21 protein-coding genes are annotated in these 20941 nt (G+C 69.5%); 5 read left to right on the top strand and 16 right to left on the bottom strand.

Annotation, left to right across the window (positions count from 1 at the left end):
- Positions 1 to 87 precede the first annotated feature (87 nt).
- Positions 88 to 2208, top strand: coding sequence for an MMPL family transporter (locus PSR88_RS31615; RefSeq protein WP_016883211.1), 2121 nt, complete (start codon positions 88 to 90; stop codon positions 2206 to 2208).
- A gap of 32 nt (positions 2209 to 2240) precedes the next feature.
- Positions 2241 to 4235, top strand: a complete 1995-nt coding sequence (locus PSR88_RS31610; protein WP_016883212.1) for an SDR family oxidoreductase — start codon at positions 2241 to 2243, stop codon at positions 4233 to 4235.
- A gap of 5 nt (positions 4236 to 4240) precedes the next feature.
- Here PSR88_RS31610 and PSR88_RS31605 read toward each other — a convergent pair whose 3' ends face one another.
- The 9 genes from PSR88_RS31605 to PSR88_RS31565 form a co-directional block, all read right to left on the bottom strand.
- Positions 4241 to 5119, bottom strand: a complete 879-nt coding sequence (locus PSR88_RS31605) for a sucrase ferredoxin (protein WP_011598194.1) — start codon at positions 5117 to 5119, stop codon at positions 4241 to 4243.
- A 29-nt stretch (positions 5120 to 5148) separates the two neighbouring features.
- Entirely contained in the window at positions 5149 to 5727 is a 579-nt protein-coding gene (locus PSR88_RS31600; RefSeq protein ID WP_016883213.1) for a YdeI/OmpD-associated family protein, read from the bottom strand.
- Between the two features lie 10 nt (positions 5728 to 5737).
- A complete protein-coding gene (locus PSR88_RS31595; RefSeq protein WP_011598192.1) occupies positions 5738 to 6250 on the bottom strand; it encodes a hypothetical protein in 513 nt (170 codons plus the stop codon).
- A 36-nt stretch (positions 6251 to 6286) separates the two neighbouring features.
- Positions 6287 to 7261 carry a R2-like ligand-binding oxidase gene (locus PSR88_RS31590; RefSeq protein ID WP_009479428.1) on the bottom strand — a complete coding sequence of 325 codons (975 nt, stop codon included), beginning with the start codon at positions 7259 to 7261 and terminating at the stop codon, positions 6287 to 6289.
- A 152-nt stretch (positions 7262 to 7413) separates the two neighbouring features.
- Positions 7414 to 8199 (bottom strand): alpha/beta fold hydrolase, encoded by a 786-nt coding sequence (locus PSR88_RS31585; protein WP_016883214.1) that lies wholly within the window; start codon positions 8197 to 8199, stop codon positions 7414 to 7416.
- Between the two features lie 28 nt (positions 8200 to 8227).
- On the bottom strand, positions 8228 to 8611 hold the full coding sequence (locus PSR88_RS31580; protein ID WP_011598190.1) for a VOC family protein: 384 nt from the start codon (positions 8609 to 8611) through the stop codon (positions 8228 to 8230).
- Positions 8612 to 8755: 144 nt separating this feature from the next.
- A complete protein-coding gene (locus PSR88_RS31575) occupies positions 8756 to 9358 on the bottom strand; it encodes a dihydrofolate reductase family protein (RefSeq protein WP_009479425.1) in 603 nt (200 codons plus the stop codon).
- Positions 9351 to 10904: a DNA polymerase Y family protein gene (locus tag PSR88_RS31570; RefSeq protein WP_009479424.1), complete on the bottom strand. Its 1554-nt coding sequence runs from the start codon at positions 10902 to 10904 to the stop codon at positions 9351 to 9353. Before PSR88_RS31570 ends, PSR88_RS31575 begins: the two co-directional genes overlap by 8 nt.
- Positions 10901 to 11740 carry a hypothetical protein gene (locus PSR88_RS31565; RefSeq protein WP_029539466.1) on the bottom strand — a complete coding sequence of 280 codons (840 nt, stop codon included), beginning with the start codon at positions 11738 to 11740 and terminating at the stop codon, positions 10901 to 10903. The genes PSR88_RS31570 and PSR88_RS31565 overlap by 4 nt, the downstream gene beginning before the upstream one ends.
- Positions 11741 to 11951: 211 nt before the next feature.
- Between PSR88_RS31565 and PSR88_RS31560 the strand changes: the two genes are divergently transcribed.
- The gene (locus PSR88_RS31560) at positions 11952 to 13163 is read left to right on the top strand and encodes a serine/threonine-protein kinase (RefSeq protein ID WP_011598187.1); all 1212 of its coding nucleotides are present in this window, start codon (positions 11952 to 11954) and stop codon (positions 13161 to 13163) included.
- 12 nt (positions 13164 to 13175) lie between these two features.
- On the opposite strand, the gene PSR88_RS31555 is transcribed toward PSR88_RS31560, so the two are convergent.
- From PSR88_RS31555 to PSR88_RS31530, 6 genes are all read right to left on the bottom strand, one after another.
- Positions 13176 to 13835: a response regulator gene (locus PSR88_RS31555; protein WP_016883215.1), complete on the bottom strand. Its 660-nt coding sequence runs from the start codon at positions 13833 to 13835 to the stop codon at positions 13176 to 13178.
- A gap of 39 nt (positions 13836 to 13874) precedes the next feature.
- On the bottom strand, positions 13875 to 14318 hold the full coding sequence (locus tag PSR88_RS31550) for an RDD family protein (RefSeq protein WP_016883216.1): 444 nt from the start codon (positions 14316 to 14318) through the stop codon (positions 13875 to 13877).
- Positions 14315 to 15160: a hypothetical protein gene (locus PSR88_RS31545; RefSeq protein ID WP_016883217.1), complete on the bottom strand. Its 846-nt coding sequence runs from the start codon at positions 15158 to 15160 to the stop codon at positions 14315 to 14317. The genes PSR88_RS31550 and PSR88_RS31545 overlap by 4 nt, the downstream gene beginning before the upstream one ends.
- On the bottom strand, positions 15160 to 15474 hold the full coding sequence (locus PSR88_RS31540) for a WXG100 family type VII secretion target (RefSeq protein WP_009479417.1): 315 nt from the start codon (positions 15472 to 15474) through the stop codon (positions 15160 to 15162). The genes PSR88_RS31545 and PSR88_RS31540 overlap by 1 nt, the downstream gene beginning before the upstream one ends.
- Positions 15471 to 15974, bottom strand: coding sequence for a YbaB/EbfC family nucleoid-associated protein (locus tag PSR88_RS31535; protein WP_029539467.1), 504 nt, complete (start codon positions 15972 to 15974; stop codon positions 15471 to 15473). The genes PSR88_RS31540 and PSR88_RS31535 overlap by 4 nt, the downstream gene beginning before the upstream one ends.
- Positions 15975 to 16129: 155 nt before the next feature.
- Positions 16130 to 17512, bottom strand: a complete 1383-nt coding sequence (locus PSR88_RS31530) for a PspC domain-containing protein (protein ID WP_016883219.1) — start codon at positions 17510 to 17512, stop codon at positions 16130 to 16132.
- Between the two features lie 68 nt (positions 17513 to 17580).
- Between PSR88_RS31530 and PSR88_RS31525 the strand changes: the two genes are divergently transcribed.
- Both PSR88_RS31525 and PSR88_RS31520 read left to right on the top strand, forming a co-directional pair.
- Complete coding sequence (locus PSR88_RS31525) at positions 17581 to 19053, top strand: PspC domain-containing protein (protein WP_016883220.1); 1473 nt, start codon at positions 17581 to 17583, stop codon at positions 19051 to 19053.
- Entirely contained in the window at positions 19046 to 19273 is a 228-nt protein-coding gene (locus PSR88_RS31520) for a hypothetical protein (protein WP_009479413.1), read from the top strand. The genes PSR88_RS31525 and PSR88_RS31520 overlap by 8 nt, the downstream gene beginning before the upstream one ends.
- Before the next feature lie 60 nt (positions 19274 to 19333).
- Here PSR88_RS31520 and guaA read toward each other — a convergent pair whose 3' ends face one another.
- Positions 19334 to 20905 carry a glutamine-hydrolyzing GMP synthase gene (gene guaA, locus PSR88_RS31515; protein ID WP_009479412.1) on the bottom strand — a complete coding sequence of 524 codons (1572 nt, stop codon included), beginning with the start codon at positions 20903 to 20905 and terminating at the stop codon, positions 19334 to 19336.
- Positions 20906 to 20941: the final 36 nt, after the last annotated feature.

Here is a 20941-nt window from a genome sequence, read left to right as displayed (position 1 = left end):
CCGCATCACACCCCCGTCGGTGACACCCCGATCCGCACTACAGTCGGCAGTCGCAGCTGCCCGCCCCCGACACGCCGGAGATGACGCATGACACGTTGGGCCTCGACCGTTGTTTCACGCAAATGGTGGGTCCTGAGCCTCGCCGTCGTCGCCGTTCTGGTGAGCGGCCTGTGGGGCACCGGTGTCTTCGCGAAACTCAGCTCGGGCGGGTTCACCGATCCCGGTAGCGAATCCGCGGAGGTGGCCCGGATCGTCCAGGACAACCTGGGTCCGCAGACACCGGACATCATCGCGATCTACACCGCACCCGACGGGAAGACCCTGGACGACATCGGCCCCGAGGTGACCGCGAGTCTCGACCGGTTCGCCGCCGAGGTGCCGACGTATTCGGTGACGTCGTACTGGACCGCGGACGCGGCGAGGAAGCAGCTGATGGTGTCGGAGGACGGCACCAAGGCGTCGGCCGCGATCACCGTCGACCCGGACGCCGGGATCACGGCCGCCACGTTCGACGACCTGCTGCCGAAGCTCGAGGTGGAGGGCATCGACACCGAGTTCGCGGGCAATTCGGTGGTGGGTGTGGCGTTCAACAACCGGCTGCAACAGGACCTGGTGCTGGCCGAGGCGATCGCGCTCCCGATCACTCTCGTGCTGCTGGTCTTCATCTTCGGCGGACTGGTGGCCGCGGCCGTTCCGGTGTTCGTCGGGCTGCTCTCGATCTTCAGTGCCCTCGCCACCCTGCGCCTGCTGACCCTGTTCACCGACGTCAGTTCGTTCGCGATCAACGTGGCGTCCCTGCTCGGCCTGGGGCTCGCGATCGACTACGGCCTGTTCGTCGTCGGACGTTTCCGCGAGGAACTCGAGTCCGGCGCCGACGTCGCCGAGGCGACCCGGCGCACCGTGCTGACCGCGGGCCGCACCGTGCTGTTCTCCGGTCTGCTTCTCGTGTGCGCCTTCTCGGGCATGCTCGTGTTTCCGCAGGACGTGATCAAGTCTCTCGGATTCGGTGCGATGGCCGCGGTCGCGAGCGCGGCGCTGCTGTCGCTCACCGCGGTTCCGGCGCTGCTCGCGATCCTGGGGCATCGCATCAACGCACTGACCTGGCACAAGGACGCTTCGCAGCGTGGGGAGGTTCGCGCCCGCAAGTTCTGGGGCTCCGTCGTCACCTGGGTGATGCGGCGGCCGGTCGCCATCGCGGTCGGCATCGTCGCGGGGCTGCTGGTCCTCGCCTCGCCCCTGCTCAGCGCGTCGCTCGGCGAGGTCACGTACACGGCGCTGCCGGAGAACGACCCCGCCCGCATCGCCACCGACACTCTCACCACCGAATTTCCGACCACCGGAAACGGCGCCACCCTCATTCTCCGGGGCACCGACGGCACCGCCCCGACCGCGGCCGACGGTGCCGCGGTTGCCCAGGCCGCCGGCCAGGTGGAGGGCATCGGGGCGGCCACCGTCGTCGCGTCCGGCAACGAAATGGTCGCCGTCCAGGCCGTCTACTCCGAGGGTGTCACCACCGACGACCAGAGCGCGGCGGTCGACGGTCTCCGCGCCATCACGCCACCCGAGGGAACCGAACTCCTCGTCGGCGGCGGCCAGGCGACCGTCGACGACGGGAACGCGGCGATCGTGCACTGGATGCCGGTGATGATCGCGATCATGGTGGGGTCGACGCTCGTGCTGCTGTTCCTGGCGTTCGGTTCGGTGGTGCTGCCGATCAAGGCGGTCGCGATGGCGGGGCTGAGCCTCGCCGCCACGTTCGGTGTGCTCACGTGGATCTTCGAGCTGGGCCACGGCGCGAGTCTGCTCGGGGTCAGTCCGGCACCGCTCGAGGCGACGTTCGTGGTCCTCATCCTCGCCGTGGTCTTCGGCCTGTCGACCGATTACGAGGTGTTCCTGATGTCACGGATGGTCGAGGCGCACGAGGCAGGCGCGACCACGGAAGAGGCGGTGCGCTTCGGCACCGAGCGCACGGGCCGCATCGTGACGGCCGCGGCGCTGCTGCTCGTGGTGGTGACCGGAGCGTTCACCATCTCCGGTCTGTCGATCATGCGGTTCCTCGGTGTGGGAATGATCGTCGCGCTCCTCGTCGACGCGACGGTGGTTCGCATGCTCCTCGTTCCGTCCCTCGTGAAGCTGATGGGCGAGGCCAACTGGTGGGCTCCGGCCTGGATGAAGAAGGTGCACGCCAAGGTGGGTCTGGGCCACTAGTGCATTATCTTACTTTGGAGTAAGTTCGGGTCATGGCCACCTACCTCGTCACCGGCGGAACCGGCTTCCTGGGTCGGCACGTGCTGCCCCTGATCCTCGACCGCGATGAATCAGCCGAGATCCACGTCCTCGTCCGGCGCGCGTCCGTCGCGCGGTGGGAGGCGCTCGTCGACGGCATGCCGGGCGGCGAACGCGTGCATCCGCTGATCGGCGACCTGACCGAGCCCGGCCTCGCACTCACCTCGGCGCCGGCGGCCGACCACGTCCTGCACCTCGGCGCGATCTACGACCTCACGGCGGGCGACGAACAGGCCACCACGAACGTCGACGGCACCCGCTCGGTGATCGCACTGGCCCGGGAACTGGATGCGACGCTGCACCACGTCTCGTCCATCGCCGTCGCGGGGGATCACGAAGGTCCGTTCAGGGAAACCGATTTCGATCTCGGGCAGGGTTTCCCCACCCCGTATCACCGCACCAAGTTCGAGGCGGAGAAGCTGGTCCGGGAAGCCGACGGCCTGCGGTGGCGCATCTACCGCCCCTCCGCGGTGGTCGGCAGTTCGGTCACCGGCGAGATGGACAAGATCGACGGCCCGTACTACCTCTTCCCCGCCATCGCGGCGCTCGCGAAACTCCCCGCGGCCCTGCCCGTGGCCGTCCCGCGGATCGGATCGACCAACGTCGTCCCCGTCGACTACGTGGCCGCGGCCATCGTGGAGTTGATGTCGGCACCGGGACGGGACGGCCGGACGTTCCATCTCGTCAATCCGCGCCCCCAGCCGGTCCGCGAGATCTACGCCGCGCTCGCCGAGGCCGCCGGTGCACCGCATCCCGCGGCCGGACTACCCGGCGGACTCGTCCGCCCCTTCCTCACTCCCACCCCCGACTCGGCCCTCGACACGGGCCGCAAAGTGGTGCTCGGCGCCCTCGGCATCCCGCCCGTGCTCGCCGAGAACATGACACTGCCCACGGTGTTCGTGAACGACGACACCCGGGAGGCGCTGCGCGGCACAGGCATCGACGTCCCGCGGTTCGCGTCGTACGCCGACAGGCTGTGGTCGTACTGGCGCGAGAACCTCGACCCGGACCGAGCGCGCAGGCCCCACCCGGCCGGACCGCTCGTGGGCAGGCACGTGGTGATCACCGGGGCGTCGTCCGGCATCGGCCGGAGTTCCGCGATCGCGACGGCCCGCAAGGGCGCGAAGGTCATTCTCCTCGCCCGGCGCACCGAGGAACTCGACGCCGTGGTGGCCGAGATCCGCGCGGCGGGCGGCGACGCCTACGGCTACCCCTGCGACATCACCGACGACGAGTCGGTCGAGCACACCGTCAAAGCCGTTCTCGCCGAACACGATCACGTCGACATGCTCGTCAACAACGCCGGCCGGTCGATCCGGCGGGGCCTCTACCACTCCACGGACCGGCTCCACGATTTCGAGCGGACCATGGCCGTCAACTACTTCGGCGCGGTCCGGCTCGTCCTCGCCTTCCTCCCGCAGATGCGCGACCGGCGGTTCGGGCACATCGTCAACATCAGCAGCGCCGGGGTCCAGGGCGCGACGCCGCGGTTCGCCGCCTACGTCGCCAGCAAGTCGGCCCCCGACGGCTTCACTGACGTCGCGGCGTCCGAAACCCTCTCGGACGGAATCACGTTCACCACCATCCACATGCCACTCGTCGAGACGCCGATGATCGCGCCCACCGGCCGGTACAACATCGGACCGATCACCTCCCCGGAGAAGGCGGCGGCAATGGTCGTCCGGGCGCTGATCGAACGCCCCAAGCGCATCGACGTCCCGACCGGCACCCTCGGGGAACTCGGCCACGTCTTCGCACCCGCCGTCAAGGATCGCGTGATGCACCAGATGTATCGCATGTTCCCCGATTCCCCGGCGGCGAAGGGGCAGAGCACGGACGACGCGGCGCCGGCACCTCAGCACACACCGGAACCCAGGCACCACACGTCGTCGGTGCTCGGCCGCGCGGCCCGGAAGGTCGGAAGGCTGGTGCCCGGCACCCACTGGTGACCGAGTCAGGGGGCGAGGGCGCGAACTCCGGTGGCGACGACGGGTCGCACCGGCTTCGGCGCCGCCCCGCAACTCGCCGGCCGGGGCGGCAGCTCCCGCTGCTCCAGGTCGACCACCCAACGGCGTCCGTCGCGATGCGCGACAACCGAATTCGCGTCCACCGTGAGCTCGTCCGCGGCCGCGTCCACGAAATCGCGGACGGCGAGTTCCGCCACCTGCCCCGGCGCGTCCCAGCAACTGCGGCCGCGCAGCCCGGTCGGGTACACCTCGCCCCGGGCGGCGGCGCGGACCGCGTCGACACTCTCCTGCGTCGACAACCGGCCGTAGGTGTAACCCGTGGGCAGCAGGATCAGCGAGGGAGCGAACCGGTGCCCACCCGTGTGCGAGCACTCCCACACCGCGTCGCCGAACTCCGCGGCCAGGCCGGCCGCGACCGGCCGCCCGAGGACGGCGCAGCACTGATCCCTCTTCCCGTGCGCGCACACCAGCACGACCGGGTCCGTCACCGGTGTGCCCAGACCGGGCGCGGTCCCCGCGATCAGCCCGAGGTCCAGGTCGAGCAGGTCTTCCGGAAAGGCGATCTCGAGCCGCTCGCACCACGACCGCGTGGGGTGCGACTGCGCCAGCAGCACCGTCCGCCGATCCGGGTCCGCGGTGCTGCGGCCCGGCCGGCGGATGAACATGACCCGCACCCCGGCCGCGTCGGCGCGGGCGTCGAGCTCACGGGCCAGATCCGGTCCGAGCGCGGTGCCGTCGAGCACGTCCCGGCCCCACGCACCCGGGAACTCCAGGCACACCCAGCCCGTGACATGCGCAGCGGTGCCCGCGAGAGGTTCGTCGGTCGCGGACAGAGCGGAGCAGGTGGCGGTGATCGTGTCAGGCACGGTGCCATTGTGTCAGCCGCGAAAATCGATCAGTCATGGAACTTCCTGCGCTCCGACAACTGCTGGACGAACTTCTCGATGCGGCGGGCACGTGTCTCCGGGCGGGTGGCGTCCTGCAGGCGGTAGTAGACGGCGTACCGGTTGTGGCTGTCGAGCGTCGCGTAGAAGGCCTCGGCCTCGGGGTTCTGCGCGAGGGCGTCCAGGAAGTCCTGCGGTATCTCCGCCGCCTTCTGTCCCGCGTACGCGCGGTCCCAGCGGCCGTCGGCCCTGGCCCGCTCCACCTCCGCCGCGCCCGCGGGCTCGAGGAGACCGGCCTCGGCGAGTTTCTCCGCGAACTCCCGGTTCCGCTTCGACCACGGACTCCGCGACGACCGCGGGGTGAACCGCTGCACGAAGAAGTCGTCGTCGACGCGGCGGACCTGGCTGTCGATCCAGCCGTAGCACAGCGCGACCTCGAGAGCCTGGTCGTAGTTGATCGACGAATGCGCCGACCCCTTCTTGGCCATCTTCAGCCAGATGCCCGGTGAGGAGTCGTGATGAGCGCCGAGCCACTCCCGGAACGCGGCCTGCCCGGAGAAGTACTCGACGCTGAGCTCGGCAGCACACATGTGCCCGAATCTAGCGGGAGAACAGCTTTCCCGCCCAGACCCGGACGAATCCCTGGGACAGATATCCGAGCGTCCCGAGCGCCAGCACCCATTTGGTGACGCTGACCGCACTGGTGGTGCGCACGGTCGCGTCGGTGATGTGCTCGCGATGAGACAGCAGATACAGCCCGACGACGTTCTCGGCGTAGTCGCCTGCCGCAGAGATCACCGGGGCCGCCGCCAGCACTTTCTGCGTTCTCGCCGAGAGTGGTGTCAGCTCCGCCAGACGTCGTGCGCCCGTGCGCAACGCGACCGCGTAGATCACGGGATGGACGAAGTCCGGGTAGTAGTGGCTGCGGTAGCGCGCCCTGTCGGCGGCGGACATTCCGTCGAGGATCGCCGTGTAGGACCGGGCGGACCGGGCGGTCTGGATATCGGCGAGCCGGGGTGCCACCGGGCCGAGCAGCCGGATGATGTTCGCCTGCGAGATCACGAATGCTGCAGACCAGCCGAGGAGTCTGCGGTCGAGTGCGGTGAGCGCCATGAGCCGATCCTGCCATCTCCCACCGCGACGCGTGCCTCAGCCGGCGGCCTCGGACATCGCCTTGGCGTCCTCCTCGCCGAACTTCTCCTCGAGGGCCTCGGGTGAATAGTCCAGATCGATCTCCTCGACCGGGCGGCCCCGCGCAGACTCGATCGCCCCCAGCCGGCGCTGCGCCCGGTCCGCGGCGTACGCGATGAACTCCTGGTCGTCGAGCCCGTACGGCTGGACCTCGAATTGCTTGTTGACCCAGTCGATCATGCCCAGTGCCAACGGCATCAGCTCCGCCATCCGCTCCTGGACGACACCCCAGTTGCTGTCGTCGGCGGCCACGTGCCGGCGACAGGTGAACGTCCCCCACGCCATGTGGCGTCGTTCGTCGTCGCCGATCCTGCGGACGAGTTCCTGCATGCCCGGCAGGATCCCGCGCGTCGTGCACACCTTCTGCCAGGCGTAGTACCCGGTGAGTGCGAGACTGCCCTCGATGACATGGTTGTAGGTGACGCTGGCCCGCACCTGATTGACCGGACTGGGATCGGTCTCGAGCACCTTCAGCGATCCCGGCAGCTCCTCGTAGAACAATTGCCGGTAATACGGGTTCTCGGCGACGAAGGGATGCAGGTCGCGTGTCAGGCCCACCGCGTCCATCCACAACCGGAACACCTGGGTGTGCTTGGCCTCCTCGAAACAGAACTGCGTCAGATACATCTCGTCCCCGAAACGCCCCTCGGCGGCCATCGCCTTCATGAACGGCTGGATGTCCTCGGTGACCGCTTCCTCACCGGCGATGAACTGTGCGACCAGATACGTGGAGTTGCGCTGTTGCTCCGAGTTCAGCCCCTCCCAGTCCTCCGCGTCCCGGCTGAAGTCGAGGTCCGTGGGATTCCAGAACTTGGCGTTGCCCTTCGTGAACAGCCGCAACGGGAACGCGTCCCAGTTGAGGCCCCCGGCGCGGAGCGAGCTGAACCCTTGCCTGCCGGGCGCATAGGGGCGTCCAGGCGTGAGTGTCGACATCGTTGGCCTTCTTCCGGACGTGCGGAAGACGTCGTCGGACGCCCCGCGGCTTCGGGGCGCTCATCGTGACAACCGGCCCGTTCCGAGCCCCCGCTTCGGTTCCCACGCTAGTCCTGTCGACGCCGTCGCGGTTTACATTTCCGGACTTTTTGTCAGCTCGTCTCGAGCTTCATCAAGAACGGCAGGACCGCCGCCGCGAAGTCGTCGTAACGGTCGCGGTGAATGCTGTGCCCGCTACGGAACACCACCACCCGGCAGTTCGGTATCGCCGCCACTGCGGACTCGAGTCTGCGCGGATCCACCATTCCGCCCAGACCGCCCCGCAGGATGAGCGTGTCGGCCTCGATGTCCGGCAATCTGTCCCACCACAACGGATCCGGGCGGCGGAACTGCTCGAGCGCCGAGCCCGTCATCGACCGGTCGAACGCGAACGCGGCCCGCGGATGCCGGATCAGGCTCGTCGTCGCGTGCCACAGTTCCGGCAGCGACGGCAGCCGATTCGCGAAAACCTGTTCCGGGTCACCGGGACGCAACGGGAGCGGGGCCTCCTCGATCACCAGCCGGCGAACCAGCCCGGGCCGGGTCTGGGCCGCGAGCGACGCCGCATGACCACCGAGCGAATGCCCGACGAGATCCACCCGCGTCAGCCCGAGGTTGTCGCACACCTCCACCACGTCGGCGCCGAACTCCTCGAAAAGGTACGACGCGGCGCGGGCACTGCGACCGTGCCCCCGCAGATCCACGACGAGGACGCGGCGCCCGCGGGCGACGAGTGCGCGGGCGAAGCGGTCCCAGGTGCCGCCGTCACCGCCCATCCCGTGCACCAGAACCACCGGCACGGGATGGACGCCCGACGTCCCCGGCACCGAGGACTCGCCGCTGTCCCGGTAGGCGATCTCGATACCGGCGCGCGTCGGGGTAGTCCTGCTCGTCTCCACGAGAATCCAGACTAGCGACCGCCACGGACTACCCGCCCGACCCGTACGGGCGGGTGATGATCTCCAGATAGTGACCGGACGGGTCGAGGAAGTAGACGCCCCGCCCGCCGTCGTTGGTGTTGATGGTGCCCGGCAGCGTCTGCCGCGGATCCGCCCAGTGATCGAGCCCCCACTCGACGATCAGACCGTAGATCCGGTCGAAGTCGTCCTCACCGACGAGGAACGCATAATGCTGCGGCGGGAATTCGACCGGCGGTTCCGCGAAGTCGAGAGACACCCCGTTGTCGAGGGCGACCGCCAGAAAATGTCCGGCAGGCACGGCGTCCGGCAGTCCGAACAACGTGGTGAAGAATGTCGCCGACTCCTGCTTGTTCTTGGCAGCGACAATCGTGTGGTTGAAAGAAATGGTCACAGTCGACCCTTTCGAGGTATGCCACGACCCGACGATGCGGCCGTGGCCGGCCTCCATGCCTGACGCTGTCCGCCACCGGCACGCGACCCTCTGCACAGCAAAGCATTTCGAACGGTCGGTTCGCAAGACAGGTCGCCGGGTGGGTTACGCTGCCCGCCCCACCCGATAACGCAACGTGACCACCCCGGAGTCGTACCCCTTCGACTCCAGCAACGTCAGCGCATGCATCCCGGTGTCCTCGTCGAGGAGCCTGCGGCCGTGCCCCAGCAGGATCGGCACCACGTGCAACTGGATTTCGTCGACCCGCTCGGCGGCGAGCAGTGCCCGCGCGAGGGTGATGCTCCCCCAGACGATCATGTCGCCACCGGGCTCCTGCCGGAGGTGCTGCACCCGCTCGACGGCGTCGCCCGGCCACAGCTGCGCCGGCTCCCGATCCCCCCACGGGGCGCTGTCCAGCGTCGAGGAGAACACGAGTTTCGGGATCGAGTTGACGGCCTCGGCCACGACCTCACCCTGCGCCTGTTCGGTGGGCCAGTAGTCCGAGAACATCTGATACGTCTTTCGCCCGAGCAGGGCGAGGTCCGTGTCGGCGAGCAGACGGAGGTTGTATCGGTCCACCTCACCGTAATCCGGCACCGCATCGAAGAAGTCCAGCTCGCCGGACCGTCCGGCGACGAACCCGTCGAGGCTCGTCAATTCCTGGACGACGATCCTGCGGTGCGGTGCGTCCCGCTCCGTGTCACTCATAGATTCCCTCCACCGACCAGCGGCCAGCCGTGCAGATCACCAGCAGCGCCCGCGACTCTTCCAGCAGCACCTGGGCCCGGGCCGCCGTCCGGGCGGCCGGAGGGTCCCACCACCGCTCGTCCACCGGCCACGGTCCGGCCCATCCGCACACCGCCCACTCTCGGCTCCCCCACCGCAACCGCGCGGGAGGCGCGCTGAACACACCCCGTTCCGTGACCGTCACAGCCATACCCCGCTCGTCCGACATCCACACCTCCGGATACGCGGTCAGCACCGCGGCAGGCGCCGGTTCCGGCAACGTGCCCGGCCACGGCTCCGACGGATCGTTGCGCGGAATCAGCTCGTCGCCCAACGGCAGCAACGTGATGCGCTCCGCCGGGCCCCGCCCACCGCTGAGGACACCCACCTGCACGGCTTCCCCGCCGAGCAGACCCTGCACCCGCACCAGAGCCCGCCGGGCCCGCTCGTCCCGGTCGCCGACCCCACCCCACAGTCCCAGCTGCAGGGCGCCGGCGGCCACCACTTCCACCGGTTCGAGCCGCAGGACGGCGATACCGGCGGTGGGCCGCTTCTCGCTGCGCCCGGTCAGCCACCCGTCCAGCTGCCACCGCACCCGGTCCGCCGTCGCCTCCGGCGTCAACGGTTCCGCGCACCTCCAGATTCGGGACAGTTGCTCACCGTTGCCGGTGCTCGCCGAAATCGACAGCCGGGTGCAGGCCACCGCGGCGTCCGACAGTGTGCGATGAAGCTTCTCCGCCAGCGCACGCCCCGCGAAGGCGGCGGCGTCGACCCGTTCGATGACGGGATCGCACCGTTCCTCGACCTCCAGGTCGGGAGGCAGCGACCGGCCCGACGGCGGACGCTCCGGTTCACTCCGCGCAGCGCGATGCGCCAGCACCGCATCGGTTCCGAACCGCGACGCCACATCGCCCGCCGACAGCGCGGCGAAACTGCCGATCGTGCGCAACCCGAGCCGGTGCAGCAGATCGACCAGCTCACCGCGATGGGGTGCCGCGAGGCTCGGCTCGGCGGCCAGTTCCCGCATCGGGAGCGGCGCCAGGAAGGCCGTCCCCTCACCGGGCGGCACGAGAGTTGCTCTGCGCGCGGCGATCACGGCCGTGGACAGCTGATCGGCGATGCCGACCTGGCACTCCACCCCCACCGCCGACACCTGGTCCACCAACCGCTCCGCGGCGGCTTCCTCCGAACCGAAGTACCGGGCGACACCGCGAGCGGACAGCACCACCAGACCGGGTCGCAGCACCTCGACACCGGGCGCCACCGCGTCGACGGCCGAGGCGACCGGCTCGAACAGCCGCGCGTCGCGGTCGGGATCGGCGGTCACCACGTGCAACCGGGGGCACCGGGCCTGGGCCTCGCGGCGGCGCAGGCCTCTGCGCACCCCGTCCGCGCGGGCCGGTGCCGAGCAGGCGATCACCCGATTGCCCGACGTCACCGCCACCGGGTGAGTCGGCGGGAGGTCCGCGGCAGCGGCCGCCGCGACCGCGGGCCAGTCGGGGCACCACAACGCCAGCACCCGGCTCACAGACCCACCACCTCCACCGGCGCCGGGAAGGGGGCGACCTCGAGGGGCGCCACCGGTTCCGGTGCGCTCACCCATTCCACCCGGCCCTGCGCCGACCGCACGTCCAACCGGGTGGTGCGCGGCTGGAACGACCGCCCCCGGGCGCACACCGCCAGGCTGAGGGAACGCAACCGCCCGCATCCCCGGTCCTGAGATCCGTTGCCCAGTCCGGCGTAACCGTGCACCCGGGCTTCCAGCCGCATCTCCGCGCCGTCCCAGTGCCCGTCCGTGACGACCAGGGTCGACCCCTTGCTCCGGGCCCGGGCCACCACCGCACGCGCCCGGGACGGCGCCACCGACGCCCCACCCAGTCCGAGCACCACCAGATCCATTCCGTCCAGGAGCACCGCGGCGATCTCCACCGGATCGGCGCCCGGATCGGGGATCAGGGCCAGCCGTTCCAGCTGCGCCCCCATCTCGACCGCTGCCAGCACCCCGAGCCGGGGATGTCCGATCACCGCGACGTGTCCGCCGCCCGCGGTCACGGACGCGACCAAACCCAGCAGGAGCGAGGTGGCACCCGACACCGACACCACCGAACCGCGCACCAGCCCGCCTCGGGGAAGGAGCTCGGCCAGCGCAGCCGGAACCGGAAGCACCCCGGCAGCATGGGAATCGGGCGCTGCGGACGTGCCCGTCGTGGGGAGCGCACTCTCCACCGGGGCGCGGCTCGCCACCGATTCACCGCGCGCGGGAACAGCGGCCATCCGTCGTCGGAGGTAGTCCAGACGCTCCTGCCGGGACAGCCCGGACAACTCGGGAGTCCCCGGCACCGGAAACCCCGGCTCGCCGGCCACTTCAGCCAACTCGACACCCCTGACACTCGGCACCAACAGCGGTCGGCAACCACGGGGAAGACGCGGCTCGAACAGACGCTTTGTTCGAACGTATTTTCGAACTCATTTCAAGTAAAGCCGGTCGGTGGAGGCCCGTCAAGTGGACCCCGAACGGCCAGGTCAGGACCGTCGCGCATCCCGTGTCCGCGCAATCCTCTAACCTGAACGCGTGATGGAGCAGGAGCAGAGCGAAAGGGGCATCGGACCCGAATACCTGGTGGCCGGAAGGTACCGCCTGCGGTCCAAACTGGGCGGCGGTGGAATGGGCGCGGTCTGGCTCGCACGGGACACCCTGCTGCACCGCGACGTCGCCATCAAACAGGTCACCACGACGGCCGGACTCGACCCCGACGAGGCCCGTCGTGTCCGCGAACGCACCATGCGGGAAGGTCGCAACGCCGCCAAACTCGCCCACAGCCATTCCATCGCGATGTACGACGTCGCGCTCGAGGCAGGCGAGCCCTGGCTGGTCATGGAGTACCTGCCGTCGCGCAGCCTCGCCCAGGCGATGAACATCGCCGACACACTGCCCCCGCTCGAGGTCGCCCAGATCGGCGCGCAGGTGGCCGACGCGCTCACCGCCGCCCACGCCGCCGGGATCGTGCACCGGGACATCAAGCCGGGCAACATCCTCGTCGCCGACCGCGGCCGCGAACTCGGCACCGTCAAGATCAGCGACTTCGGCATCGCCCGCGCCAAGGGCGACTCCGCCGACACCACGAACGGGGTCATCACCGGCACACCCGCGTACTTCTCCCCCGAGGTCGCCCGCGGTCAGGACCCCACCGAGGCCAGCGACGTCTTCTCGCTCGGTTCCACGCTGTACACCGTCGTCGAGGGCCAGCCGCCGTTCGGGATCGACTCCGATTCCATCGCACTCCTGCACCGGGTCGCGAAGGCCGAGATCTACCGTCCCAGTAAGGCCGGACCGCTCACCGACACGCTGCTGCACCTGCTCGAGCCCGACCCGGCGCGTCGTCCGACGATGGCCGAGGCCCGCGACGCCCTGGCCCGGGTGGCCATGTCCGGGGACGGGAACGTCGCGCACCTCGTCGGCTCGCCCGTCTATTCCGCAGACGGCACCATCCCTGCGTGGGCACACCGTTCGACCCCCTTGCCCGACTCACGCCGGCGCAGCAAGCTGGTGAGTTCCACCCAGGCCGGTCTGCCCGCCGTGCCTCAGAGCACCCCGCTCAAGAACGTGCCGCGTCCGCTCGGCCGGTTGCAGTGGCCGCCGCGCCCGACGAAACCCGCTCCCGGTTCGCCGGCCCCCACCGTCCGCGATCAGGTGGTGGCGTGGGCGCCGATCGCCATGGGTGTCATGGTCGCGATCCTGATCCTGGCCGTGCTCGTGGCCGTGATCGTCCTCCTCGCCCAGCCCTGACACCCCGGGAGGTCAGTCGATCCGCCGGCGGTGCGCCCACCTCGTGAGCGCATTCCGGTTGGACTGCTGCGTCTTCCGCAGCACGTTCGACGCATGCGTTTCGACCGTCTTCACCGAGATCACCAGTTCCTCGGCGATCTCGCGGTACGTGTACCCCCGCGCGAGCAGCCGCAGCACTTCCAGCTCCCGCGGTGTCAGCGAATCCAGCTCCGGATCCAGCTGCGGCTCAGGAGCATTGGAACGCCCGGTGAAGGAGTCCAGCACGAATCCCGCGAGCCTCGGGCTGAACACGGCGTCACCGCCGGCGACGCGGCGCACGCCGTCGGCCAGTTCCGCGCCCGAGATCGTCTTGGTGACGTACCCGCGTGCCCCGGCGCGAATCACGGCGATCACATCCTCGGCGGCGTCGGACACGCTCAGTGCCAGGCACACCGGACCCGACTCGATGCCCCGCAGCACGGCGACACCGCCGCCCTCGGGCATGTGGACGTCGAGCAGCACGACATGCGGCGAGGTGGCGTTGATCCCGGCCACCGCCTCCGCGACACCGCCCGCCTCGCCCACCACCTCCATGTCCGCTTCCCTGCCGAGTTCGGCGCGGACCCCGGAACGGAAAACGGCATGATCATCGACGAGAAAGACACGGTACGGGGGTGTTTCAGGCAAAGTCACTGCAGCTGTTCCTCGCGTGGGCGGTAGAGTCACCCCACTCTAGAGCGTGTCGAATGATTCGCACTGTCGCCGCACCACCGCCGGCATCCCGTCTTCCCCGTCGGTGGCGGTATCCGATTGGAGAGCCGCACCGGCACTGCGGAACCAGGCCTTCACCAGATATCCGAAGCTCGGCCACGTTCCGTCCTCCGGCCGCACGACGCAGAGACCCGTCATCCACTTGCCGAACGTCGCATGGAATCGCGCCTGAATCGCGGTCCGGTGGACGAACGAGAACACGAGCCACGCCGGTATCACCGCGAACCCCGCCGTTCCCTCCGCCGCGTTCGGCGGCACCGACTGTCCGGCCGTCTGCACGATGTAGACGAGGACCCCGACCACGGCCCCGACGAGTGCGTGCAACACGAGGTCCAGCACCAGGGCGACACCACGCCGGAGGTGACCGGCGGGCCGGACCCGCAGCCGGCTGTCGGCCCCGTTCACGGCAGACGCCCGTCGATCTCGTCGCGGGCACGCCGGACGTCGTCGTCGAGTCCGGTCCGGTCCAGCACCTCGTCGACGACGGCGCCGCTGAACCGCGGTGCGCCGACCGTCTCCTCCTGCACGTAGGAGCCGAGCATGCCCCCGAACTGAGAACGAGGGTCGGTGAACTTCAGCCCGAACGCGCCGTTGACCGCCCCCTTCACGCCTCCCCGAACCGCACCCTTGCCGCCCGCCTCTGCAACGTTGCCCCAATCCATGCTGTCGCGCCGACCCACGTGTATCTCGTACTTCTGAAACGCAGCCTCGAGGACCGCCTGGGCTCCGGCGCCGGCCGCCGCGCCCGTCGCGGCGCGGGTGAGGATCGAGGTGATCAGCTGCCGGATGATCATCCGGACGGTGACCTGTGTGGCCGCTTCCGCCGCGAACGCGGCCGGGCTCGCCGCGCCGAACGTCATCGCGCTGGCCACCGCGACCGCGACGAGTTCGGCCGCCAGTGCCACCAGGGCCGCGATGATCGACAGTTTCGCGACCCGGATGTCATCGGCCGACCAGTCGAGGGTGTCGCCCAGTTCGTGGAGCAACCCCGACAACTCGCGTAGTGCCCCGTCCGCACCGATCCGCGCCCAGTGCTGCGCCATCGCGGTGTCGACGTCACCACTCACCCCGGACATGGCCGACCGCATCGCGGCGTCGGCCTCCTCGATGATGTCGTCGAGCGAGGCACCGGCGTCCTTCCACCCCTGCCCGAGCCGCTCCATCGCCGTTTCGTCCGCGTCGGGCCAGTCCGCCCCGACGACCTTCTCCGCCAACCACCGGACACTGCCCGGAACCTCGATGCCCATCAGAACAGCCCGGCGAGGCTGGATGCGGTGCCGCGGTCGGTGTCATCGAACGAGTCGGCGGTGCTTCCGAGTCTGGATCCGAGCGCGGCCAGCGCCCCGACGGCGAACCCCAGCGACTGCCCGGCCGCGTCCGCGGACGGCAGATACCCGCTCGCGAACGTCGTCCCGGTCTCGTCGCCGCCCCAGCATTCACCCTCGGCCTCGAGGGTCGAGTGCAGTGTGGCGGCGACCGCTGCCATCCGCTGCGACAGTGCGTCGAATCGGGGTGCGACGCTGCGCAGATGCGCCGGGTCCACCCACAGCTGCGCGCTCACTGCCACCCGTCCCGCAGGACCGGCCGATTCCACTGCGCGTCGTCGGGATCGTCCGGGTCCGGTTCCCGATCGGCCGGGACGCCACCTACTTCGGGCTCGAGGCGCGGGAGGAAGTCCCGCAGGCTCGGAGCGCCGGGGACGAGGTCCGGCAGATCCGGCAGGGTCTCGGTCGCGGCCACGATCGATCCCATGATGCGCACCGACTCGGTGTGCGCGGCCTCGCCCGCACGCCGGGCGGCTTCGGTCATCGCACGTCCCAGCGACTCGGGGGTGGACCGCCGGAACGCGTTCGGCGCGAGGCGCACGTCCACCACGCCGCCCACCGAGTTCACCACCACCTGCACCAGTCCGTCTGTGGACGCCCCACTCACCCGCAGCTGCGCCACCTGCTGCTGAGCGGCATGCAGTTCCTGCGTCGGCCGGTCGAGCGCGGCCAGCATCGAATCGATCTGATCCTGCAACTCGTGCTCGCGCACGCGCAGACCCTCACGGTCGAACATGAAATCCCCCCTTGACATCTCGCGTCCCACCCCGCCGCAACACGGTGCGAGCACACGACCCCCACAGTCGTGTCGCCGGCGAACATTACCCCCTCGCTGGGACAGCATGCGAGCAGACACCGCGCACCAGTGCGCCGACACGGCGAAAGTGGTGCTCACGCACCCTGACTGAACGGCACGTCCTCGACGCCGGCAGTGTCCGTGTCCTCGGCGGTGGCCGCTGTCGCCCACGTCCGGCCGTTCCGCGGCATGTGGATTCGCACCTCGGTGCCCTTGCCGGGTGCGGACCGCACGTCGACGTGCCCGCCGCGCCGCTCGATCCGTCCACGGATCGACTTCGCCAGGCCCTGACGGTCCGGGGACACCTCGTCGACGTCGAATCCGACGCCGCGGTCCCGGACGAACACACTGACCTGTTCGTGCTCGGCTTCGGCGAACAGGTTGATGTCCGTCTCCCCGGAATGCTTGGCCGCGTTGACCAGAGCCTCCCGCGTCGCACCGAGCACCGCCGTGAAACTCTCCTTCGACAGGCCCTCACCCGTGCCCTCGACGTCGAGCGCCACATCGCCGACCGTCACCGGCCGCACCGTGACGCCGTGGTGGTCCTCCACCTCGCCCGCGATGATGCGCAACGCCTCCGCGAGGCTCGAATGGTCGGCGTCTCCCCCACCGAACAACCACTTCCGCAGTTCTCGTTCCTGACCCCGGGCAAGCCGCGCGACCTCCTGAGGATGGTCGGCCTGCTTCTGGATCAGCGCCAGGGTCTGCAGGACGGAATCGTGCAGGTGTGACGCGATCTCCTCACGCTCGTCGTTGCGGATCCTGGCGGCACGCTCCGCGCCCAGCGCGCGCCACAGTCGCAACCACAGGGGCACCGTCAGCAGCCCGGCGCCGACCAGGGTGACCACCACAGCCAGCAACGACGAACGCAGCGCAGCCAAGTCGACCTGCGCGAGGATCACCACACCGAGACCCGACACGATCAACGTCACGCCACCGAGGACCCGCGCCCAGGTGAGGACGGTCGGACGCTGCGGCAGCCCGATGACGGTGCGCGGACCTTCCGAATCGAACTCGCGCCACACCAGAGCCGCGCCGACCGCCACCACGATGATCGGCGCGATCACCGAACCGACGCGGCCACTGAACAACCACGACAACGCGGACGCACCGGCAAGGCCGATCGCGATCAGTCCGTACGCTCTCCGTCGCTCGGAGGCACTGGGCTTCTCGGTGTCGGAACCTGCGGCCGTGAAGATCCACAACAGTCCGTAGCCGACGATGCCGGCGCCGGCGAGCGCGGCGAGACACGCGAACGCGACCCGCACCTTCATCACGTCGACGCCCAGCTGATCGGCGATACCACCCGCGACGCCGCCGACGATGCGACCACCGGTCCGGCGTTCGAGCCGCGGCATGGGAATGCCGTCGGGCGGGGCAGGTGCGGTCACGTCGCCCGCGTACTGGGCACCGCCCGCGGACGTGTTCGACACAGGTTGCACATGTTCGATACTGGCACGATCCCCTGGCCACGGCATCAGGGTCCAACCCTGACTTCGGCACGCGTTCCGGCCCACCCCGACCGGAAAGATCAGGGTAGTTCCCGATGTACGCGCGCCGCGCCGACCGGAACGATGGTCGTATGAGCAATGGGAGCTTCCAAGAGCAGATACAGGATCTGTGGCGGACCCGGCCGGTGCGGTTGCCGGGCCGTGGTCACGTCGCCGGTGTCTGTGCGGGAATCGGCTACCGCTACGGCGTCGATCCCGTACTGATACGAGTCGCCTTCGTCGTGTCCACCATCTTCGGTGGCGCCGGCGTGCTCCTCTACCTGGCGTGCTGGCTCGCCCTCACGAAGTCGGGCGACCCGGCCTCCCCCGCGGAGTCGCTGGTGGGACGTGGTCACAGCTCCGACTCCGGCACCAAGACCATCGTCCTTCTCGTCGCACTGGCCATCGCGCTGAGCACCGTTGGTCCCTTCGGTGTCGGGCTCGGCGGCTCCGGGCTGGTCAGCATGGCGTTGATGCTCGGCGGCCTGTGGCTGCTGTACCAGCGGCAGCCGATACCCCCACCGTTGCCCGCCGGAGCCGTTGCCCCGGGTGTCGGGACCGGGTATCCCGGGACGAGTTTCTCGCCCGGTCAGTTCGGCGCCAACCCGTTCGGCCCCGGCACGTACGGTCCGAGTGCGTACGGTCCGGGTGCGTACGGTCCGTACACGAAGCTTCCCGACTCCTACACGCCGAGCACTCCGCCCACCTCGGACGAGAAGCCGGCCGACGCGCCCACCGAGGCACTGAAGCCCGAAACTGCTGCGGGCGAAACCGTTCCGGTGTCGTTCGAGAAGACCCCGACCCCCGGTCCGCAGGTCGACACACCCTCGGCCCCGTTCGCGCCGCTCGAACCGCGACCGCCGGCGTGGGACCCGCTCGGGGTCGCCCCGTTCGCATGGAATCTGCCCGAACCGGCCAGGACCACCACGCCCGCAGTACAACCGGACCGCACCCACTCCCGCCTGACGACGATGGTGATCGGGTTGGCGATCCTCGCGGCCGCGGCGGCGACCGCGTTGTCGGTCGCCACCGGATCCGACTGGTTGAACGCTGGCCGCATCGGCGCGGTCGCGCTCGCCGTCATCGGAGTGGGGCTGCTGATCGGCGGATTCCTGCGCAAGGGCTACGGACTTCTCGTCGTCGCCGGACCGCTGATCGGTTTCGTGATCCTCGCCTCGCTCGTCGGTTCACTCGACCTGAACAGCGAGAACATGGGCGATCGGACCTGGAACCCGGCGACGGCGGCCGCCATCGAGCCCGCCTACTCCGGCGGATTCGGCAGCTTCACGCTCGACCTCCGGAACGTCACTCTCACCGAGGACAAGACGGTCGACGTCAGCGGGCAGTTCGGTGAGGTCGTGGTACTCCTGCCGCCCGGTATGAACGTCGAGAACCACTGCACCACCCAGTTCGGCGACGCGCAGTGCCTCCCGGAGGGTCTCGACGGTGGCGTCGACGGCACGGACGGTCACGTCCTGACCCTCAACGCCGATGTCCGATTCGGAAGTGTGGAGGTGCGCCGTGGATGACATCGACGACACTCACGGCAACGAACAGACCCGGACGCGGAAGCGCCCGTCGCCACTACTGCTCCTCGCAGGATTGGCAGCACTCCTGGTGAGCGGCTGGGCACTTGCGGGGCCGTTCTCGCTGGAACCGCTCGCGAACGTCGAGTTCCGCTGGCTGTTCGTGGTGGTCGCGGTGCTGGTCGGCGTTGTGCTCGTGTTCGCACCCAACCGGCGAAAGTAGAGGCGCAAGCGCACGTGCGCGGTGAGCGGGTCCTCGGACTCACTCACCGCGCACAGTGCGTCACTCCCACTCGATGGTGCCCGGAGGCTTACTCGTGATGTCCAGCACGACACGGTTGACGTCGTGCACCTCGTTGGTGATCCGGGTGGAGATCCGCTCGAGAACGTCGTAGGGCAGTCGCGTCCAGTCCGCGGTCATCGCGTCCTCGCTGGACACCGGGCGGAGCACGATCGGGTGGCCGTAGGTGCGTCCGTCGCCCTGCACCCCGACGCTGCGGACGTCGGCGAGCAGCACCACGGGGCACTGCCAGATCTGACCGTCGAGCCCGGCGGCCGTCAGCTCTTCGCGCGCAATGGAATCCGCGTGACGCAGGATGTCGAGCCGGTCCTGCGTGACCTCGCCGATGATGCGGATGCCCAGGCCGGGACCGGGGAACGGCTGGCGTCCCACGATTTCCTCGGGCAGACCCAGCTCGCGCCCCACCGCCCGGACCTCGTCCTTGAACAGCAGGCGGAGCGGTTCCACGAGCGTGAACTGCAGGTCTTCGGGCAGTCCGCCGACGTTGTGGTGGCTCTTGATGTTGGCCGTGCCGGTGCCGCCGCCGGATTCCACGACGTCCGGGTACAGCGTGCCCTGCACGAGGAATTCGACCGTGTCGCCGTGCGCGGCGTTCTCGCCCAGCACGTCGCTGACCGCGCCCTCGAAGCTGCGGATGAACTCGCGGCCGATGATCTTGCGCTTGGTCTCCGGGTCGGACACGCCCGCCAGCTCACCGATGAAGGTGTCGGCGGCGTCGACCGTGATCAGCTTTGCGCCGGTCGCGGCAACGAAATCCTGTTCGACCTGGGCACGCTCGCCCGCACGCATCAGACCGTGGTCGACGAACACACACGTCAGGTTGTCGCCGATGGCGCGCTGCACGAGCGCCGCCGCGACAGCGGAGTCGACACCGCCGGAGAGCCCGCAGATCGCCTTGCCGTCGCCGACCTGCTCGCGGACCTGCTCGACGAGGGCGTCGGCGATGTTCGCGGCCGTCCATGCGGGAGGAATGCCGGCGATCTCGTGGAGGAACCGGCTGAGCACCTGCTGACCGTGCGGCGAGTGCAGCACCTCCGGGTGGTACTGCACACCCGCGAGCTTGCGGGCCCGGTCCTCGAACGCGGCGACGGGTGCGCCCTCGCTCGTGGCTGTCACCTCGAAGCCCGCCGGGGCCTCGGTGACCGCGTCGCCGTGACTCATCCACACGGGCTGGCTGGCCGGCAGCCCCTCGTGCAGCAGACCGCCCTGCACCTTGAGGTCGGTGCGGCCGTACTCCCGGGTGCCGGTGTGTGCCACCGTCCCGCCGAGTGCGCCGGCCATGGCCTGGAATCCGTAGCAGATGCCGAACACGGGAATGTCCAGATCGAACAGCGCCGGATCGAGCTGCGGCGCACCGTCCGCATAGACGCTCGACGGCCCACCCGACAGCACCACGGCAAGGGGATTCTTGGCCGCGATCTCCTCGACGGTCGCGGTGTGCGGAACCACCTCGGAATAGACCTTGGCCTCACGCACCCGCCGGGCGATCAGCTGCGCGTACTGCGCGCCGAAGTCGACGACGAGGACCGGTCTCTGTTGCTCGATATCTGCCACCGGGTCAGTCTAATCGGCGCAGCTCTGTGGTCTGCG

The organism is Rhodococcus sp. DK176 (assembly GCF_038447315.2).
Lineage (GTDB): Bacteria > Actinomycetota > Actinomycetes > Mycobacteriales > Mycobacteriaceae > Rhodococcus_F > Rhodococcus_F jostii_A.
Note: the sequence above shows the minus strand (reverse complement) of the source record. Positions and strands in the feature narration are given on the sequence as shown.

Coding starts and splice junctions, on each gene's coding strand:
- PSR88_RS31615 (WP_016883211.1), top strand. CDS start 88: ATGACACGTTGGGCCTCGACCGTTGTTTCACGCAAATGGTGGGTCCTG.
- PSR88_RS31610 (WP_016883212.1), top strand. CDS start 2,241: ATGGCCACCTACCTCGTCACCGGCGGAACCGGCTTCCTGGGTCGGCAC.
- PSR88_RS31600 (WP_016883213.1), bottom strand. CDS start 5,727: ATGTGTGCTGCCGAGCTCAGCGTCGAGTACTTCTCCGGGCAGGCCGCG.
- PSR88_RS31595 (WP_011598192.1), bottom strand. CDS start 6,250: ATGGCGCTCACCGCACTCGACCGCAGACTCCTCGGCTGGTCTGCAGCA.
- PSR88_RS31590 (WP_009479428.1), bottom strand. CDS start 7,261: ATGTCGACACTCACGCCTGGACGCCCCTATGCGCCCGGCAGGCAAGGG.
- PSR88_RS31575 (WP_009479425.1), bottom strand. CDS start 9,358: ATGAGTGACACGGAGCGGGACGCACCGCACCGCAGGATCGTCGTCCAG.
- PSR88_RS31560 (WP_011598187.1), top strand. CDS start 11,952: ATGGAGCAGGAGCAGAGCGAAAGGGGCATCGGACCCGAATACCTGGTG.
- PSR88_RS31545 (WP_016883217.1), bottom strand. CDS start 15,160: ATGGGCATCGAGGTTCCGGGCAGTGTCCGGTGGTTGGCGGAGAAGGTC.
- PSR88_RS31535 (WP_029539467.1), bottom strand. CDS start 15,974: ATGTTCGACCGTGAGGGTCTGCGCGTGCGCGAGCACGAGTTGCAGGAT.
- PSR88_RS31530 (WP_016883219.1), bottom strand. CDS start 17,512: ATGCCGTGGCCAGGGGATCGTGCCAGTATCGAACATGTGCAACCTGTG.
- PSR88_RS31525 (WP_016883220.1), top strand. CDS start 17,581: ATGTACGCGCGCCGCGCCGACCGGAACGATGGTCGTATGAGCAATGGG.